Here is a 17,999-nt window from a genome sequence, read left to right on the forward strand (position 1 = left end):
GATATGGAAGAGAATAATCTGGTCATCATCTTTACGATTACTTTATTCATCGTTGTTTTGACAATGGTCTTCATCTATGCGGTTTTTATCAGGAAAAAAACAACCCTGCTGATTGAGCAGAAGGAAAAAGATCTTCGGTTTGAAAAGGAACTGGCGACTTCCCAGGTAGAAATGAAAGAACAGACTCTGAATTATATCGGGCAGGAATTACATGATGATCTGGGTCAAAAACTATCCGTAGTCCGCTTACGCCAGAACCAATTGATTACCAAACTCCAAAATACAGAAAAAGAAGATCTCATCGAACTCAATGAATTATTGGGAGAATGTATACAGGATATCAGAAACCTGTCTAAAACATTGATTACTGAACAGATTATTCATTTCGGACTGGCAGAATCCATTGAAAGAGAAGTGAAGAGAATTAAAAAACTGAAATTATTAAAAATAGAATTCATCACACAAAAGCAGGATATTGATATTTCGCCTAAACACGGACTGATCCTTTTCAGAATTATCCAGGAAAGTATCAATAATATTCTGAAACATTCCAAAGCCAAAAATGTTTCCATACACATGGAGGATGACTGTGAAAAATTACATATCAGTATCTCGGACAACGGAAGAGGCTTTGATATCAATAGTAATCAGGACGGCTCAGGATTGAAAAATATGGAACTGAGAGCCAAGCTGATTCATGCTGAACTGTCTATACAATCAGAACTGAATAAAGGAACACAAACTTTGATAACCTATCATAAAAATTTATTATGAAAACAATTCCCATAGCGATCGTTGATGATCATACCTTAATCTCCAAAGCACTGGAGAATATGATCACAGAAAACACTCAATATCGGGTCATTATGAATCATCCCAACGGAGAAGAATTTATTGCAGGCATGGAAAAAGCTTCTGAATTACCCGCTGTAGTCCTGATGGATGTCAATATGCCTTATAAAAATGGTATAGAAACTACAGAATGGCTTACAGAGCATTATCCTGATATTAAAGTCATTGCCCTTACCATGGATGATGATGAAAGAATATTGATTAAAATGCTGAAAGCAGGCGCTAAAGGCTATCTGCTGAAAGATATGCAGCCTTCCATTCTTTTCCAGGCTATTGAAACGGTATTTGAGAAAGGCAGCTTTTATACTGATTTTGTAGCCCAAAAGCTATTGAAAGTAAAAACAGAGGAAGCGAAAAATGCCTCCCTGCTTTCTGAGCTGAGAGACCGGGAGAAAGAATTTATCAAATGGGCCTGCAGCGAACTTACTTATAAGGAGATTGCTGACAAAATGTGCCTCAGTCCTAAAACCATTGATGGCTACAGAGATTCGGTTTTTGTGAAACTGGATATAAAAAACAGAGCGGGTCTGGTACTTTTTGCTTTGAAGCATGATTTGTGCTGACTTAATTTTTAATCTATTTATTCCCTGAAAAAATAAACATCTTTACATTCTATTGACGAATCCGGCAGCTTTTCAAGCTGCCGGATTTTTATTTCACAACTCGTTCATTTACAAACGAAAAGGTGTTTTTCCTTTTTCAAAATACGGTTTTCTCCTCTGTTTTTGCTCTTCTGAAAGATGGAATTTTGTCATAGAAAAAAAGCACAAAAAGGCAGCACCCGAAAAGCCGGAACAGAGTAGGGAATATTTTTAAAACTAATACAATGAAAAAAGCACTTATCGTAGGAATTAATGATTATGCACCCATCGGATACGGAGGTCCGGATCTTAACGGCTGTGTAAATGACGCGAGAGATATGGCCAATACATTGGTGATCTGTGGTTTTAGTCCGGCAAAGATTAAAATCCTGACCAATCAGAATGCTACAAGAGCGAATATATTGAACTATCTGAAATCCATGATCAGCACGAGTGTAAAAGGAGATTCTCTTGTTTTTTATTATTCAGGGCACGGAACCAGAGTGGCCAATATCGGATCGGATCTTGAACTGGATGGTTTGGACGAGGCTATTTGTCCGCATGATTATGCCAATAACGGTGTCATTCGTGATGATGATTTTAAAACCGTTCTCAGCAAGCTAAAAGCCGGAGTAAATATGGAAGTTATCTTCGACTGCTGTTATTCGGGAACAGGAACCAGAAAAATGGATCTGGGGCTGGAAGCTGATCTTCTCAACGAAACTGCCCGCTATATTCCTCCAATGCTTGAGGATGAATTTTATCTCACTTACGCCAGTGAAATGGAAACCTCTAAAAATTCAAAAAAATCAACCGTTCTCACTAAAGCGCTTGTGCCTGTTACCGGAATGAATCATACGTTATGGGCTGCAGCAAAAGACAATCAGGTGTCCATGGAAGGAAATATCAGCGGACAGATACGAGGCTATTTTACGTATCATTTCTGTAAAATATTACGTGCTACCAACGGTAATATTGTAAGAAAAACTCTTGATAAACAGGTTGCCATTGCCTTAGCGGCTATGGGAGCAGCCCAGATCAACCAGACAGAAAGCATCACTGGAGAATTTTCACAAAAAATATTCACTTAACTAATAACCATTACCGGCGGAATCCGAAAAGCCATCAAAAGAGTAGGAATATACCAGATTAAAATAATAATCATGTCAAAAACCGAAAACAACAACCCAATGACCGCTGAAGAAGTTCTAAGACTTAGAACTGTTAAAGCAAAATCAACTGAAAAACCAGAAGCAGTTGAAAAACTATTTAAGCAGGCTCCCGCTATGGAAACCATTAACGGAAGAACTTTTCCTAAAGGAATGAAAACAATAGGAATGCCTATGGACGAAAAAACAGCAGAAAACCGGGCACTGGAAACCGACCATTTCTATCCTACCCATGCTGATTTTGAGTACAATCCAAAGCTTGAACCGAAAAGAGACCGTAAACCTAAATTTATCGACAGGGATTCTTTCCTGACTCCTGAAAATGCAAGAACCATTTTTGGAGTCGATCAGAGAAAAGTATACAATTCTACAGCCTATCCGTGGAGATGTGTCGGCAGAGTAGAAAGTTCTCTGGGGTCTGGAAGCGGTGTGATGATCGGGCCTAGACACCTTCTTACCTGCTCTCACATTGTAGACTGGCAGCCTAATAATACAACAGGATGGCTGAAATTCACACCCATGTATTACAACGGAAGCGCTCCTTACGGAACTGCCTGGGGTACCTTAACGTATTACAAGTATAAAGTTGCAGGACCTTCTATTGATTCTACAGAGATACAATATGATTATGTGGTAATTGTATTGGACAGACCTATCGGAAACAGCACAGGCTGGTTAGGTTCAAAATCCTATTCAGATTCATGGGACGGTGGTGCCTACTGGACCCACGCAGGATATCCGGGAGACCTTACCGGAACGCAAAGACCTACCTACCAGACAGGTATCGCACTGGATGGAGATTTCTGGAGTGCTGATGACAACGAAAGCATGAGCCATAAAGCAGATATATGGCCTGGACAAAGCGGAGGTCCTTTCTGGGGATATTGGGATGGCTCTCCGTATGCTGTAGCAACCCAAAGCGCACATAATCCAAGCGATAATTTTGCAAGTGGCGGCTCAGATTTAGTCAATCTGGTCATCAGAGCGAGAAATGAACATCCTTAATTTATTTTTTTAGTTTAAATTAATATCCCGCTTTCAAAGCGGGATATTTTTTAAGAATCTTTTCTATATTCTTTTATTTAACACTCAAAAACCATTTTCTAAAAAGCGTAAAATTTAAATGCATCTGTTATTTAATAATAATCGTATTGTAATAATCTAAAACAATATCTTGTTCGAATGCATCTGTTGTACTATCTCTCCATCCTCGATCTCTACCTTCTTTTTTATGTATTTTATATTCTTCTGTTTTTTTAAATATCTGAAATAACCTTGCTTTATAATCCAAAATTTGTTCTAAATTAAAATGCTGGCTCATTACAATATTCCCTTTATTGATTTCAAAAAGGGCATTCTTCTCGTAGTTTACATTCATTTCATTCAATGTTCCCTTACCCGAAGTAAAAAGAACCAACCCCGAATACCAATCTATTTTCCTATCCGTTTTGGTTGGAAATATCTCATTAGTGATATTTGTATATAATCCATTATCTTCCTTTTTAAGAATCCAAAACTCCTTAACATAGATTTCATTGTTTTCTATTTCATAAACAGTATGATAGCCTTTAGGAGAGGCCAAAGTTTCAAACAAACCCTTTAGTTTTTTAGCTGGGTACAATTCAAAATAGCTTTTCATCAGATCTTTTTTCGCAAAATATCCCGTATTATTAATACTTATATTATCAAGGTATCTTCCATTTTCATAATAGTCATAGAGGTTAGTTTGGGCATAACCTTTACAAAAAAACAGCATAATAATGAAAATCAAACTTGTTTTTAGCATGTAATAAATTTTAAAGTTGAAACTCTACTAATAAAAAAATCTTGAATTTTATTTCCATTTTTAGTTTGGTTATGACTTTTACAGATTTATAGGATCGAAAAACCCATCTTGATCTTCTTCCAACTGTAATAATTTATTTTTATCCTTTTTATAAAGCATAATATTTTCTTCCACAGAAATAGCAGTCATCATTTTATACACATTTAGTGTATCTTTCTCAATAATAATAGGACCATTTCCTGCTAAAAAATTAGAAAAATCTTCTTTAATATTCTTTACCTGCCAATAAAACACCCACCCGAAAGGACGTTCTTCTGTAAGATGATCATATATGACAATATCTGGATCTCCTTCTTCATTCCAGATTATTAAATTATTCTGATAATCTACAAATCTTTGCATTTTTGCTCTTGCTTGCTCTTTTGTGTACATAATAGTTTTTTTAATTAATTTGTTGGTAAAAATTGATAATAATCATAGACTAATTTTGCTCTCTTACCAATTTGTCCATCAAGAAATTTAATCACTCCGTTTTCATTAATTACATTAAAGTAATGTCCCATATTTGTTCCTTCTTTATATCCAAAAATAATTCCTCTTTTACCTGGTTTTAAATCTCTTATTAAGTCATTTAAATTAGTTGTCCAATTTGAAAACTTAGTTCCGAATTCTTTTTCTAAAATTATAGGCTTTGTACCTTCATATAAAGAAACATAATTTTCCCAATTCCCATTTCTAAATCGTTTCTGAATTGTATAGGGTAATGCAGATGCCGGCTTTCCTGCTAATATAGCATCTGTTGCAATAGCACAGTTTGCACAATTAAATTTTCCTTCCTGCAAATTAACTTTCCAAATAGAAAATAATTTTTTACTTATTCCACCTCCTTCTATTTCATCTAAAGATTTTTTCTCTACATTTTTCTTCTTGTCTATTTCCTCCTGAATCCTCTTCTGCTTATCCTTCGCCATCTTCTGTTTTGGAGACAGACCATGATCTGCTACCTCTTCACCAAAACCAAAGACCTCATTTAAAATCTTTTCTAATTTAGAAAAAATTTCTTTTGATCCCTTTTTAAATTCCCGGAGAATCATTCGAATAAATTCTATTATCTTGGTCAGTCCATTCTCTGCTGTTGTAATTGCCTTGGTGATCTTTTCCAGTGGATTCAGTACAAAACTTTCTACGGATTTGGCCAGCTTGGCTACGGCCGCCGTTCCACCTGTAAGAAGTGTTTCCACAATAATATCGATGATAATCCCAATGATATATCCGTAATAATAAGCCCCTTTTTCCAGTGTGATCTGAGGAATCATTTCTTCCACCCAATTTACCAGACGGACAATGGTTTTTATCTGGAAGGTAATGCACTGCTTAAAGAATTCCACATAATCAAAAGTCAGAATGCCTTCCAGCAAATCTTCCATCAGTTCCAGGAACATTTCCCCATATTCCTCTTTTCTGTCATTTACTTTATCCATGGCAGCGACTGCTTTGAAGATAAAGCCGATGATGGAAAAGATTCCGGCAATAATATCAACCAGGCTGTTATAAATTCCACAAAGAAAAGCATTGGCAATCTGATAGTTTTTGTAGACAATATGCTGCATTCCGGTAAGTGGGTCTGCAATAAACTTCTCCAGCTTGTCGATCTGGTTAAAAAAGAAGGTCAGGGATTTGTTGATCTTTTTATAGATAAAAGCAGGGAAGAAAGTTTCAGCGTTGTTCAACAGGCTATTAAAATCTTCTTTTGCTTCATTGATGCTTTCAAAAAATGATTTTACAATTTTGGCATTGATTTTTTTCTGGCCAGCAAGATTTTCATAAGGATTCTGGGATGCTTTATGTTCATAGAAATCTTTTATCTCTTTATAAAATACTTCCGGAATAAATGCAGGATCATACTCTCCTTCTTTTGGATTGGGATTCCATCCGTTTTCTGAGATCCTTAGTTTGACTATGTTTTCGGCAATACCTTCTGTAAAAAAAGTTGAAGCGGCTTCCAAAGCTTCCTGTTTAAAAAAACTGAATATTTCTCCGATACTTTTATCTTTCAAACCCAGAAACCAGCTTATAAAATCTACTTTATTTCTGTAAATACCTTTTTCAATAAGATTTTTGAGTGATTTTGGTGTAACGGTTACCTCATGTTTTCTTGTAAAACCGAGAATGTCTGCAAAAGGCATATCCTTTTTATTTGTAAGCCCTGCTCCCGCTACAGCACGCATTACCGTATTATGATTGTAACGGTCATCAATTTCTAAAAATAGAATCAGTTCATTGCTATTGGGTAAAGCTTCCAAATAACGCTGTAAAAGAAAAGCTCCGTTTTTACTGGCAAAAAGAACAACATCAACTCCGGCTATGGTCTGGCTGAACCTGCTTTTATAGACAACAACTTCATCGATATTTCCTCCAAATACAGGATCATCCGAATAGATCTGAAATCCATTACCGTCCACAACCGGCTTTCCTCCATAGTAAGTATTTGCAATCTGCAGTGAGGTTTTTTGTTTTAATTCCGGAGGAGATTCCTGAACCGGAAAAATAGTCTTAATAAAATCAGGATTCTCATTTCCGGGAGAGAAATCCGTGATGTTCCTCAATAAAGGATTATTTAAAATTTCTAAACTCATTTTGTGATTTTTTAAGGTGAATAAAGGCAGGGTTTTAAGACCCTGCCAGTAATTAAAAAAGTTTAAGAAAGCTTGTCCAGCTGATCCTTGTGGTCTTTCACAAATTCATCAAGATAAGAGGCTAAAAGTTCAGTAAAGCCAGTCTTATTATTTTTCAACAACCAAAGCATATACTTATAGCTCTGAATTTTTACCTTATCCGTACGCACCTCCTCCGTAGGCTCAGCCAGAGGAAGCTCTACAGGATTATTACTACTATCACGAAGGTAGCTCCACGTATCTTTATAGATTACCCATTCCGGAGAAGGAAGTGAAATATTAATATCTTCTCCTGTTTCCTTGTCTTTCAGTATCTGCTTATATCTGAAACTGATGAACTGTTGTTCAGATTTAGCATCAATATCCAATACACGAATACTTCTTTGAAATTGTGGAAGCTTCGGATGTTCCTGAAGTGGAAGTTCTGCAAGGCTTAATGAAATATTCTCTACATTATTAAGGATTTCTTTAATGTTTTCCGGTATAATTAAATGTTCGTTCATAATTTTTGTTTTTAAAATTTGTATAAATTGATAATATTTAACGATGTTGTTGCATTTCCTCCCATATTGTTGACGGCCATATTCAGGCTGTATTCAACGTCAGGAACAGAAATAATGGCCAGTGATGTAACTCCCCTTGCTGTCATAGAAACAGTCATTGAGGTTCCGTTTTTAACAATAATAACATTGATGGTCTCGTTGGTTCCGGTAGTCCCTGCACTAACGGCTCCCACTACTGTATTATTAAGATAATGAACTCTGTATCCTAAACTGTTTCCCAGTGTTCCTACTGTTTTCAAACGGGTAATTGTCTGATCCAATAATTCTACATTCGATGCATTATTCATCAGTCCTACATATTGTGTTTTTGAGGTCATATTAGCTGCATGCTGATAATTGACAGAAAATTCCAGATAAAAATTTTCTCCGGCATTATTAAGCTTTGAAGATTTAAGTGCTGCTACGATAGTAGGATCATCCGTACTGTAAGCTTTTACAGCAGAGTTGCTTTGATAAATAGCTGATCCTCCGCTACCAAATGTGTCGGGATTGGATGCATCATTATAAATTTTTTTGGTCCATGTCAATGCTGATACATCTGCAATCTGTAGATTCTGCACTACTGAAACTGTAAGGGGTGTCACATAATAAGCGACTCCATTCCATAGTCTTATCTTATACTGTCCTATGGGTAAATCCTTAAAGTTGTAATAGAATGTCAGGTCTAATCCATTGGTATATAATTGTACCTGTGAATTAGGAACAGTCGCTAATTTCGTAGAGCCGCCTTCATCCATGATATCTATGGAGAAAGATGTGGGAGGGAGGTTAAGGTTGGCTCCTCTTAAGCTGATCCAGTAGTTTTTATTCTGCCTATCCACAACCGGAGGAGTGATAACAGCAACACTCATAGTATTAGTCGTCCAGCCTCCGTTCATTGCTGTTTTCCATGCTGATTTCTCTGCTTCGGAAAGAGTAGCAGGCAAGCTTAAGAACGGCTGCTTTCCATTTGTTTTACCTACACGTCCTGAAGAGTTCTGAGATAAGAAAGTACTAAAGGTAGCATCATTGGAAACATCATTCAAGCCTGTGATCGAATAATAAAGTCCTGAAGTATCTAACGTCCAGTTGGCTCCTAATTTCAGTCCTGCTCCCACAACAGATGTAAGTGATGAATTGGCTATATTTTTTCCCAGATCACCGGCGGGAAGTTTGGCAACACTTCCGTTATCATTCATTCCTATGATTTTAGGATAATCCTGCGCATTTCCATCTGTCAGAGGAATTTCTAATTTTTTAGCTAATTTCTCTTGTGTCTTGATATTATATTGAGCCTGACTTGCCATTCCTTCTGCTACAAGATCCGCATTTGAAATACTGACATGACTATCAGCTAATTCCAGGGGAATGGTTCCATCAACAACGGCATGCGTTTTTAAATCTCCGTTTTCATCAACAGCATAATCTGTGTAAGTGGGAGAACCTAATGCAGCTACCTGATAGATCGCATTCGCTTCTCTTTCTCCAATGGGAGGCAATTCATTGACACGTATAATTTTTCCTATAATTGGCATTTTTTTTAATTTTTAAGGTTAATAATTATGTTATTTCCAGTCTCCCAAAATCACTTTCTGTCCTTCCAGCGATTCTACTCCAAGAAGGTTATTGTTAGGGGCGAAATTGAATCTATCCTCAGTAATTACTTCGGAAGGCACTTCAAAATCATCTGGATTCTCGGTAGTAAATGGTAATGCATGAGCGACTTTCAGTCCGATACTTTCTGCCTGAAGAATATTTAAGGTAGTAGGAAGTCTGGTAATCCATGCTTTTCCATGTTTTTTGCCTTTTGGCTGCTTCAATTCATCTACAATTGATAGATAAAGATCATCACCGATGACAGGAACTTCACCTCCATTCCAGATTTTTCCTGTTGCCAGATAAAATTGTACAGCACCTTCAAAGCCCGGACGCACCGTCACTACCACTCTGGCCATACCACTTTGTAAAAATGCTTTGAAAACAGGATCAGTATTCTCTGCTTTATACATTTCTACCCAGTTCTCTTTATTACCCCAATAGTAAGGATACAAGTGGTAGGATAAATTTTCCCATTCAAATGCCTGTTCCATAAATTTTACAAAAGCAGAGTATTTGTCTAGATTCTTAGAAAGTTTCGTTTCATAATCTGTAAATGAACTTCCTTGTGTTAAACCTGATAAGCCATAGCCATGAATTGAGTTTGAAGCTCTGTCTGCCATATAGGAAATACAGTTTTTTCTGAGAACAGTATTTTCAATCTGTCTGTAAAAATTCGGATTTGAAGCCTTAATTGCAGAAGCTTTATTATTCTCTTCAGATATAGCATTATTATATTCTGCCAAAGCCACTTCATATCCATTGATGATCGCATTAAAAGCTTCCTGTTGCCATTCTCTTTTTGCTTCCTGCGTTAGCTGACATGTTGCAATCAATGAACCTGAAATCCCTTTCATATCCCAAGAAATAAAAGAAACAGTAATTTTATCTTTTATAGAATTTAAAGCCATATCTACTGCAGTTCCGGATTCCTTACCACAAACATATACTGTATGTTTAGGATTCATTCCCTGTCCATCATTCATCGCTCCTGCACCTGCTCTTAAAGAGCCTTTTATATAAATAGCTTCATAATTTTCGGGAATTTTAAAGTCATTATTATGGTACACACCGGTCCATCTTCCTACTCCATATTCATTATCAACTCCAATATTTTTATCAGAAAATGCATTTGAAATATAAATAACAGGATCTAATCTTTTATCTGCAGTAATATTATATTTTCCTACCCAATATTTAAAGATGGTATCATCATCCAATGCCCCAGGGTCTTTCATTGTCATAGTTTGTGACGTTCTAGGATCTTCTGGCTTCACCAATGATTGGGTGTTTTTATTGGAAGATATTCCTAACAAATGGAGCTTTGCGGGTTCGGGTATCATAAATTCGAACATCATACGTTTCCCATAATCATAGATCTGGTTTTTCATCAGCTTATCCACCCATCTGTAAACACCTACGACATGTTTATCTCCTTTCTTGTTATCAAAGCCATGAGAATTGTTTTCTTCAAACTCTTCAATAATTTTCTCAATTCTTTCTTCGTGAACTTTTGAAACAATTCTGTCCATAGCTCTTGATGTAATATCCTGAGCCTGGGTAACTGCTTGTCTGGTACTTTCATCTCTCGAACTGTGGCTGGCGTTTCCCAATCCTAAACTCGTATTGATATTTGCATTTCCTGTTTTGTAGCTCGCATTTACCCCAAACTGAGTATTGCTGTCTGATGCTTCCTGCATCATTTTTGCAATTTCATTCTGCATTTCAAAACGGGTAGCTGTAGTAGTATCAGTAAGCTGCTCTCTTTCAGTATCGGAAGATGTTGTCGTAGTATTTTCACTTCTTCTTAACCTTCTGGTAGATTTCTCACGATATTCTCTAGCCATAATATTCTCAATATGGGCAACTTCTCCTTCAACATAGGCATGAGTTGTCTGCTCCACTTTCAAATAATCTGCAATACCGATTTGTTTGAATCCGAATCCTGATGGAATAAAATTATTTTCATCTTCAGTATCTACAGGTTCTTCTTCATCAACTTCAAGTAAAAAACGATCTGATAAACAAGTTCTTGCCTGTAGTTTACTGACATAAATATTAGCTGTTTTTCCATTAGTAAACATGATTTTTACACTTAAAGAGGCATCCTGTATGGTATTAAAATCTAATCCCGGCATACAAAGATCATTTAGAAAAATGATGTTTCCTGATCTTGATTTCACAAAATAATTACTGTTGAAAGCCGCAGAGCCATTATTAGGGGCTAAAGTATAAGAGAGTGCATTTACCTCCCATGATGAATCCGGAACTGTAAGTGCCGCATCAAATGTAAATCCTGTATAAACATACTTCGGACAGATCTGATAACTGAAAGGAACAGCAATGGTTCTTGCAACTGGAATCAAAACACCTCCTATACTGGTATATGCTTCATTATCTACATTGGTATTTTCAACAATGGTACTGGCGGCTTTTTCAACGGCTTGTTTTAATAGAGAATCAATCTCCAAAAAAGTACTTCTTCCTTCCAAAAGTATTGCAAGATCCGAGGAACTAAGTGCTGCAGACTTCTCTTGATTTGGTTCAGACTGAAAATTATGTCCTAAGATATCAAGCAACGCATCTAAGTTTTCAGGTTTTAATGCTCTTAATAAAGAATCCGGTTCTATTTCGGCTCTGAACTGAAAATTGAACTTTGGTAATACAGGTTCAGGAATACCCGGAATTTGTTGGCAGGGATCTAAAGGATCATATTTTACCTCAGGATTTCTTACCTGACAATAGTTTTGTTTATGGGCAGCCAGTTCTCTTTTATATCCTTCAAGAATTGAAGTAATTTCGCTTTGATGAATTTCTTCTTTTGCTGCATAATCTTTTTGATACTCTGCTTTATATAATCTTTCAATCGTAGAAAGGTTTTTCTTTAAAGCTTCATATCTTTCAAGTTTAATCTTTGCAGCAGAAATAAGTTGCTGACTTTTCATTTCTTCTGTTGGAGAAGTCTCTTTAGGTCCTTCAGAAGCCATTCTTGAAACAGTTTGTAATGTAGAAATACTCTCGTCTTCCATCATCAGTTCTTTGGGCAAAATAACTCTTGCAGCAAGTGCTGCTTTCATTTCTTCTTCATTGGATACAGAAAGAATATGATGAGCCAATAGCTGCTGCATAACAACTTCCTTAACATAAAAATCTTTCTGAGTTACTACCTGATAAATTAAATTATTCCATAAACCAATTAATGGCGGTGCTATTGAAGCTGCCTGTGGATCTGTTAATACTGCTCTTTTAGCAATAACCTCCTCATAGGTACATGTATTTTTATTTTTAGCCAACCAGGTTCCGAATGTATAATAAGCCTTATAAGTCCTTTTAAAACCTTCTAAACTATTCTGGCTGCTTGATTCTATTGAAATACGTTCTGGATTATTTACATAATTGGCTGCACAGGTCTGCAGCAGCTTTTGCTTAGCTTCGGTTCCATTAACAACCGGAACATAAAAAGCATTATTATTTTTAAGATCCTGAGGAATAACAATGAATCTCTTATCTTGCTTGGTATCATCGGAAAGTTCCGGGCTTCTGAGACTTACAAATCTGAAAAGTGTTTGTGATGGTGTATTTTCTACAGGTGCGCCTGTAGTATTATTTTCCATATCGTTCATTTTGTGTAATTTTGTGTAGGTTAAAATAGGTTAAGATTTTGAAGATCCTTTTTAGTAGAATGTCTTCAGGTTTTAGCCTTATTTTTTTAGGTGGTTTCCGGCAAAAGATGTCCACCTGGAATTTTTAAGTCAAGTTTCATATTGTGTTTTTTTCTTGAAGCAAAGATCACCCCCAGAAGCGACAGAACTCGTCGTATAAAAAAAAATTTATTTTTCTACTCTAAACCTTTGGAACAAAAACTATTGGTATTCTCAATATTTTAATACATTTGTTTAAAACATACTTCAGATGAATTTCGAGCAGATCAACTTACACCTTGAGGCTTACAAAGAACACAACCAGATTCTGGATGCAGCAAAATATCTGATCCATTCTTTTAATCTGGAACATGAAAACTTTGCGGGATTCGGGTTCAGGGAAGAGCTTTCTCCCACCTCGATGCTTCTGACAGCAGAAGGAGATCTGGGAGGCCCCCAGACCGTAATGATCCCACGAAATTTATTTGATTTTGACCTGAACCTTGTTCTGAATATGGTTGCCCACGAAATGCTTCATGTAAGACAAAAAGCACCCGGACAAGTTATTGAAGACAAAAATGAAAGGGAATTTCAGGCGTATTATGAAATGCTTTTTCACAAGGTTTTCCCACAGATTCCTGAAGTTTCGGATTTTCATAAAAAATTCTTTGGAGGAAAAGCATTGGAATACTACAAAAGAATGGGTGAAGGCTCAGTATTGCAGCAAAAGTATGCAGAACAGAAAACAGAAGTAGAACATCTAATTAACGAATTACCATGACAGTAAAACCAGACATCACCTGGGCAGATTTTGAAAAAATAGACATCAGATGCGGAACCATTCTTTCAGTGAATGATTTTGAAAAAGCAAGAAACCCATCGTACCAGCTGGAGATAGATTTTGGAGACTTAGGAATCAGAAAATCATCTGCACAAATTACCTCTCTTTATACCAAAGATGAATTGATAGGAAAACAGATTTTAGCCGTAGTGAATTTTCCTAAAAAGCAGATTGCTAATTTCTTCAGCGAATGTCTGGTGTTAGGGCTTTATGGTGAAGACAAAAAAGATGTCACTCTTTTAACGCCATCATTACCCACAAAAAACGGAATGCAGGTAGGATAACCCGCCAATAAAACATAAAAAAACCTTAGGAAGTCTTTCACTAAGGTTTTTTTATTTGATACTATTATTTATTGATGGAGGGTTTTTACCCCAAGATTGGTAACCTGACCAAAGCTTACTGATACATTGGGTGTATTTTCATCCATATATCCAGTGCTGTTTCCGGCATCGTAAGAAACGGTATAACTTCCTTGCGGAAGCCCTGAAAACATGAAAAATCCGTCAGGGTTAGGGATTGCCGTAGAAATCGTATCTGAAGCCATAATGGCGTGAACAACTGCCTGCGCCGCCTGAGGCTGCACATATCCTTTAATCTGTCCGTTGGTAAGTTCAGAGAACGCCCGTATCACCGGTTTTAAAATATATGATCCATTCCCTGTCGTTACAATAGATCTTCCGGCATCAAAATCAATCCACACGGTATATGCTCCGTTTGCTGATAATGTCTGATTCCAGTTGAATTTCAGTCCGCTCTGTTGAGCCGATGGGGTTTGCAGCGGATAAGTTACTCCGTTTACAACCACACTATTATTAGGACCCAGTACCATTCTCATCTGCGAAACATTTCCCTCAGGGAGCGTAGCCTGTCCTAAAACTACATCAGTTCCATTTTTAAAATTAAGAAGATTATAAACTCCCGGATTTGGAAAGTTTAATGCTGTCCATTCTCCATTGCTGTTAATTTCAATTTTTTGAATATCAATATTAACGGCATTATATGCAGCAGGGCCGTCTGTAAGCCTTACATTCACTGTAGCAGAACCTTTTTCATCGGAATCATTACATGATGCCAAGGATAATAAGCAGATACTGCTTCCTATAATGAATAAATTCTTCATAAGCTTAAAATTTATGTATAATAAAAAACGTTTTGGATAATTGATTTATTATGTCATATATTTCGGTTATAAAAAACAAAAAATGATCCAAAATATTCCTTTAGAAAGAATTTTATTTCTTGATATTGAAACGGTTCCACAATCCGCCTCCTGGAACGAGTTATCAGAAACAGAGCAATATCTGTGGGATAAAAAAACAAAATTTCAGAGAAAAGAAGATGTTACGGCTGAACAATTTTATGACAGAGCCGGTATTATGGCCGAGTTTGGAAAAATCATCTGTATTACCATTGGAATGGTTGAAAAGAATGAAACATTAAAAATAAAGAGTTTTTCCGGGCATGATGAAAAGAAAATGCTTCAGGAATTTGGAGAAATCTTCAACAGCCCACGGCTTTATAATGTGATTCTCTGTGCCCACAACGGAAAAGAATTTGATTTTCCCTGGATTGCCAGACGCTATCTCATCAATGGGATGCAGCCACCGGCACCGTTTCAGATGTTTGGGAAAAAGCCCTGGGAAATTCCGCATATAGATACTATGGAACTCTGGAAGTTCGGGGATTATAAAAGTTTTGTCTCCCTGGAATTACTGGCGCATGTCTTTGGTATTCCTACTCCGAAAGATGATATTGACGGCTCAATGGTTTCATCAATTTACTACATAGAAAAAGACTTGCAGAGAATTGTTGACTATTGTGAAAAAGATGTCTTAACTTTGGCAAATATTTTCCGGCGCATGCGTCAGGAAGATTTGTTGAAAAGGAATATCAATCTAGATTAAAAAATGAAATTTACAGACGATCAAATTGCTGACATTGGTGAGGAAATCATTGGTGTATTAAAAACCGTATATGACCCTGAAATTCCGGTAGATATCTACGAATTAGGGCTGATTTACGATGTCCAGATCTCCGATGATGCTGACGTAAAAATTATAATGACACTTACTACTCCCAACTGTCCTGTAGCAGAAACACTTCCTCAGGAAGTAAAAGATAAAGTAGCTGAAGTAGAGCATGTGAAAAGTGTAGATTTAGAGCTTACTTTCGAACCGAGCTGGAATAAGGATATGATGAGCGAAGAGGCGAAGTTTGAGCTGGGAATGCTTTAGAAATTACCTTTAACAATATAAAACCCCGAAGAAGTATTTTCGGGGTTTTTATTTTTAAATATCTTTTGCTATTTCCTTTCCTTCTCTCCTGCTCCATTCACTCCATGAACCTACATACAGATCCGGAACCGGAAATCCTGCATAATCCAGGGCTAAAATTGTATGGCATGCTGTAACACCTGATCCACAATGAATAATAAGGTGTTTAGGTTTATCTTTTAAGAATTGGCTGTATTTTTCTTTTAAGATTTCCGGGCTCAGAAAATTTCCGCTTTCATCAAGGTTTTCAGAAAAAGGAATATTGATCGCCCCCGGAATATGCCCCGCGACCAGATCAATCGGCTCAGATTCTCCTTTATACCGGTAGGCATCTCTTACATCAATAACTGTAGAAGAATCGTTTTCCAATTCATTTTCAACTACTTCCAGACTTGAAACCGGAAAACTCCAATGATCTTTTTTAATTAAAGAAGCTTTCTCAAAGATCTCTTCTCCTGAAGCAAATTCCAAACCTGCTTTTTCCGCTGCCTGCATTCCGCCATCAAGGACCTGAACATTTTTAAAGCCAAAAGATCTCAGCATCCACCAGGCACGTGCTGCTGCATTGGAAGCATTTTTGTCATCATAGACAACAAGATGAGAATTTGAAGCAATTCCAAGGTTTGAAAGGGTTTCAGCAAACTTGTCTACCGAAGGAAGCGGATGTCTTCCACCAAAAGCTGCATTCTCTCCTATTTCAGCCAGATCTTTATCCAGATCAATAAACCTTGCTCCTTTAATGTGCTTGTCAAGGTAGTTTTGTTTTACCTCTTTTCCGGTTCTTGCATCAAGAATAATAAGATTTTCACCAGGGATATTTTTGAGTTCGAATGATGAGATGATTGGAGACATGTTTGTTGATTTTGAGTTAATTTAATTACGTTTTGGTTAAAGCCATGTATATTTCAATATAGTAAAGCGGGCTAAAGCCCGCTCCTATTGATAGTTTTCTCGCAGATTCTGCTGATTAAGCAGATCTGCTTTTCTATCTGTGGGATTTGCAGAATCTGCGAGAAATTCATTCTTCTTAAAAATGAAAGATATCCTTCGCTTTGTTGTAAGAGCTCTCAAAGTTCAGAAGGTTCAGCTTATGTTCAGCTTTTTCCACACTCATAAAATTGATCACCTGTTCTGTAGGCATATTTCCTACAAGATCATCCTTAGCCATAGGACATCCTCCGATTCCTTTGATCGCACTGTCAAATCTTCGGCAGCCTTGATCGTAAGCGGCTTTTAATTTTGAATAAGAATCTTCATAGCGGTTATGAAAATGCCCTCCGAAGTTGATATCCGGATATTTTGAAGGTATTTTTTTAAACAAAAGGGCAATGGTTTCAGGAGTAGCCACTCCGGTAGTGTCTGATAATAAGATATCTTTTACTCCGATATCTGAGAATTTTTGTGCCCACTGATCAACATCTTCCCATTTCCACATTTCACCATACGGATTTCCAAAAGCCATAGAGAAATAGATATTAAGCTGCTTTCCTTCACTTTTTACCAGTTCAAGCATTTTAATGATTTCATTAAAAGCTTCCTCCTGGCTTTTATTGGTATTTCTGTGCTGAAACGTTTCAGAAATAGAAAACGGAAAGCCCAGAATATCTACTGACTCATGTTTCAATGCTTTTTCGGCACCTCTGTAATTACCTATAATGGCAGAAACTTTAGTCTTTGAGCGTGATTTGTCAATATTTTTTGCCACCTCATCAGAGTCAGCCATCTGCGGAATCGCTTTAGGAGAAACAAAACTCAGACAATCCAATACATCAAAACCAACATCCATCAAGGAGTTGATATAATCTATTTTTTTATCGGTAGGGATAAATTCTCCCCATCCCTGCATAGCATCTCTAGGACATTCGGTAAGAAACATTTTTACTTTTTGATTTTCTCAAATATAATAAAACTAAACTACTTGGTATACTGTACATACAAAGCTAACACTATTTTGATTTTCAAAGATTTATATCTGATTCATAATTTCAATAACTGATATTAAATCGCAAATAATGTATTCTCAGCACCAAATTTGCTAAC

17 protein-coding genes are annotated in these 17,999 nt (G+C 36.7%); 8 read left to right on the plus strand and 9 right to left on the minus strand.

Annotated elements, in window-relative coordinates:
• The first annotated feature begins 3 nt into the window (after positions 1–3).
• The 4 genes from JNG87_RS04580 to JNG87_RS04595 all read left to right on the plus strand — a co-directional run bounded on the left by JNG87_RS04580 (position 4) and on the right by JNG87_RS04595 (position 3,607).
• Positions 4–774, plus strand: a complete 771-nt coding sequence (locus tag JNG87_RS04580) for a sensor histidine kinase (protein ID WP_062672988.1) — start codon at positions 4–6, stop codon at positions 772–774.
• Complete coding sequence (locus JNG87_RS04585; RefSeq protein WP_202842001.1) at positions 771–1,415, plus strand: response regulator transcription factor; 645 nt, start codon at positions 771–773, stop codon at positions 1,413–1,415. Before JNG87_RS04580 ends, JNG87_RS04585 begins: the two co-directional genes overlap by 4 nt.
• A gap of 263 nt (positions 1,416–1,678) precedes the next feature.
• The gene (locus JNG87_RS04590; RefSeq protein ID WP_202842003.1) at positions 1,679–2,524 is read left to right on the plus strand and encodes a caspase domain-containing protein; all 846 of its coding nucleotides are present in this window, start codon (positions 1,679–1,681) and stop codon (positions 2,522–2,524) included.
• 72 nt (positions 2,525–2,596) lie between these two features.
• Positions 2,597–3,607 (plus strand): trypsin-like serine peptidase, encoded by a 1,011-nt coding sequence (locus tag JNG87_RS04595; protein WP_202842005.1) that lies wholly within the window; start codon positions 2,597–2,599, stop codon positions 3,605–3,607.
• A 127-nt stretch (positions 3,608–3,734) separates the two neighbouring features.
• On the opposite strand, the gene JNG87_RS04600 is transcribed toward JNG87_RS04595, so the two are convergent.
• The 6 genes from JNG87_RS04600 to JNG87_RS21640 all read right to left on the minus strand — a co-directional run bounded on the left by JNG87_RS04600 (position 3,735) and on the right by JNG87_RS21640 (position 12,824).
• Positions 3,735–4,388: a hypothetical protein gene (locus JNG87_RS04600; RefSeq protein ID WP_202842007.1), complete on the minus strand. Its 654-nt coding sequence runs from the start codon at positions 4,386–4,388 to the stop codon at positions 3,735–3,737.
• Positions 4,389–4,466: 78 nt separating this feature from the next.
• Positions 4,467–4,820, minus strand: coding sequence for a hypothetical protein (locus JNG87_RS04605; RefSeq protein ID WP_202842009.1), 354 nt, complete (start codon positions 4,818–4,820; stop codon positions 4,467–4,469).
• Between the two features lie 14 nt (positions 4,821–4,834).
• Positions 4,835–7,024, minus strand: coding sequence for a toxin glutamine deamidase domain-containing protein (locus JNG87_RS04610; RefSeq protein ID WP_202842011.1), 2,190 nt, complete (start codon positions 7,022–7,024; stop codon positions 4,835–4,837).
• A gap of 62 nt (positions 7,025–7,086) precedes the next feature.
• Complete coding sequence (locus JNG87_RS04615) at positions 7,087–7,566, minus strand: hypothetical protein (RefSeq protein WP_202842013.1); 480 nt, start codon at positions 7,564–7,566, stop codon at positions 7,087–7,089.
• 11 nt (positions 7,567–7,577) lie between these two features.
• Positions 7,578–9,140, minus strand: coding sequence for a hypothetical protein (locus JNG87_RS04620; RefSeq protein WP_202842015.1), 1,563 nt, complete (start codon positions 9,138–9,140; stop codon positions 7,578–7,580).
• A 30-nt stretch (positions 9,141–9,170) separates the two neighbouring features.
• The gene (locus JNG87_RS21640) at positions 9,171–12,824 is read right to left on the minus strand and encodes a hypothetical protein (protein ID WP_238349671.1); all 3,654 of its coding nucleotides are present in this window, start codon (positions 12,822–12,824) and stop codon (positions 9,171–9,173) included.
• 289 nt (positions 12,825–13,113) lie between these two features.
• Here JNG87_RS21640 and JNG87_RS04630 point away from each other — a divergent pair, with 289 nt between their 5' ends.
• On the plus strand, positions 13,114–13,623 hold the full coding sequence (locus tag JNG87_RS04630; protein WP_131436986.1) for a hypothetical protein: 510 nt from the start codon (positions 13,114–13,116) through the stop codon (positions 13,621–13,623).
• Complete coding sequence (locus tag JNG87_RS04635) at positions 13,620–13,967, plus strand: tRNA-binding protein (RefSeq protein WP_202842016.1); 348 nt, start codon at positions 13,620–13,622, stop codon at positions 13,965–13,967. Before JNG87_RS04630 ends, JNG87_RS04635 begins: the two co-directional genes overlap by 4 nt.
• Before the next feature lie 68 nt (positions 13,968–14,035).
• Here JNG87_RS04635 and JNG87_RS04640 read toward each other — a convergent pair whose 3' ends face one another.
• Positions 14,036–14,806: a DUF4382 domain-containing protein gene (locus tag JNG87_RS04640; RefSeq protein ID WP_202842018.1), complete on the minus strand. Its 771-nt coding sequence runs from the start codon at positions 14,804–14,806 to the stop codon at positions 14,036–14,038.
• An 82-nt stretch (positions 14,807–14,888) separates the two neighbouring features.
• Here JNG87_RS04640 and JNG87_RS04645 point away from each other — a divergent pair, with 82 nt between their 5' ends.
• Positions 14,889–15,590, plus strand: a complete 702-nt coding sequence (locus tag JNG87_RS04645) for a 3'-5' exonuclease (protein ID WP_110009046.1) — start codon at positions 14,889–14,891, stop codon at positions 15,588–15,590.
• 3 nt (positions 15,591–15,593) lie between these two features.
• Positions 15,594–15,920, plus strand: coding sequence for an SUF system Fe-S cluster assembly protein (locus JNG87_RS04650; RefSeq protein WP_047376050.1), 327 nt, complete (start codon positions 15,594–15,596; stop codon positions 15,918–15,920).
• Between the two features lie 54 nt (positions 15,921–15,974).
• On the opposite strand, the gene JNG87_RS04655 is transcribed toward JNG87_RS04650, so the two are convergent.
• Positions 15,975–16,811, minus strand: a complete 837-nt coding sequence (locus JNG87_RS04655; protein WP_202842020.1) for a sulfurtransferase — start codon at positions 16,809–16,811, stop codon at positions 15,975–15,977.
• Positions 16,812–16,986: 175 nt separating this feature from the next.
• Complete coding sequence (locus JNG87_RS04660; RefSeq protein ID WP_202842022.1) at positions 16,987–17,835, minus strand: hydroxymethylglutaryl-CoA lyase; 849 nt, start codon at positions 17,833–17,835, stop codon at positions 16,987–16,989.
• Positions 17,836–17,999 lie beyond the last annotated feature (164 nt).

The organism is Chryseobacterium cucumeris, from assembly GCF_016775705.1.
GTDB lineage: Bacteria > Bacteroidota > Bacteroidia > Flavobacteriales > Weeksellaceae > Chryseobacterium > Chryseobacterium cupriresistens.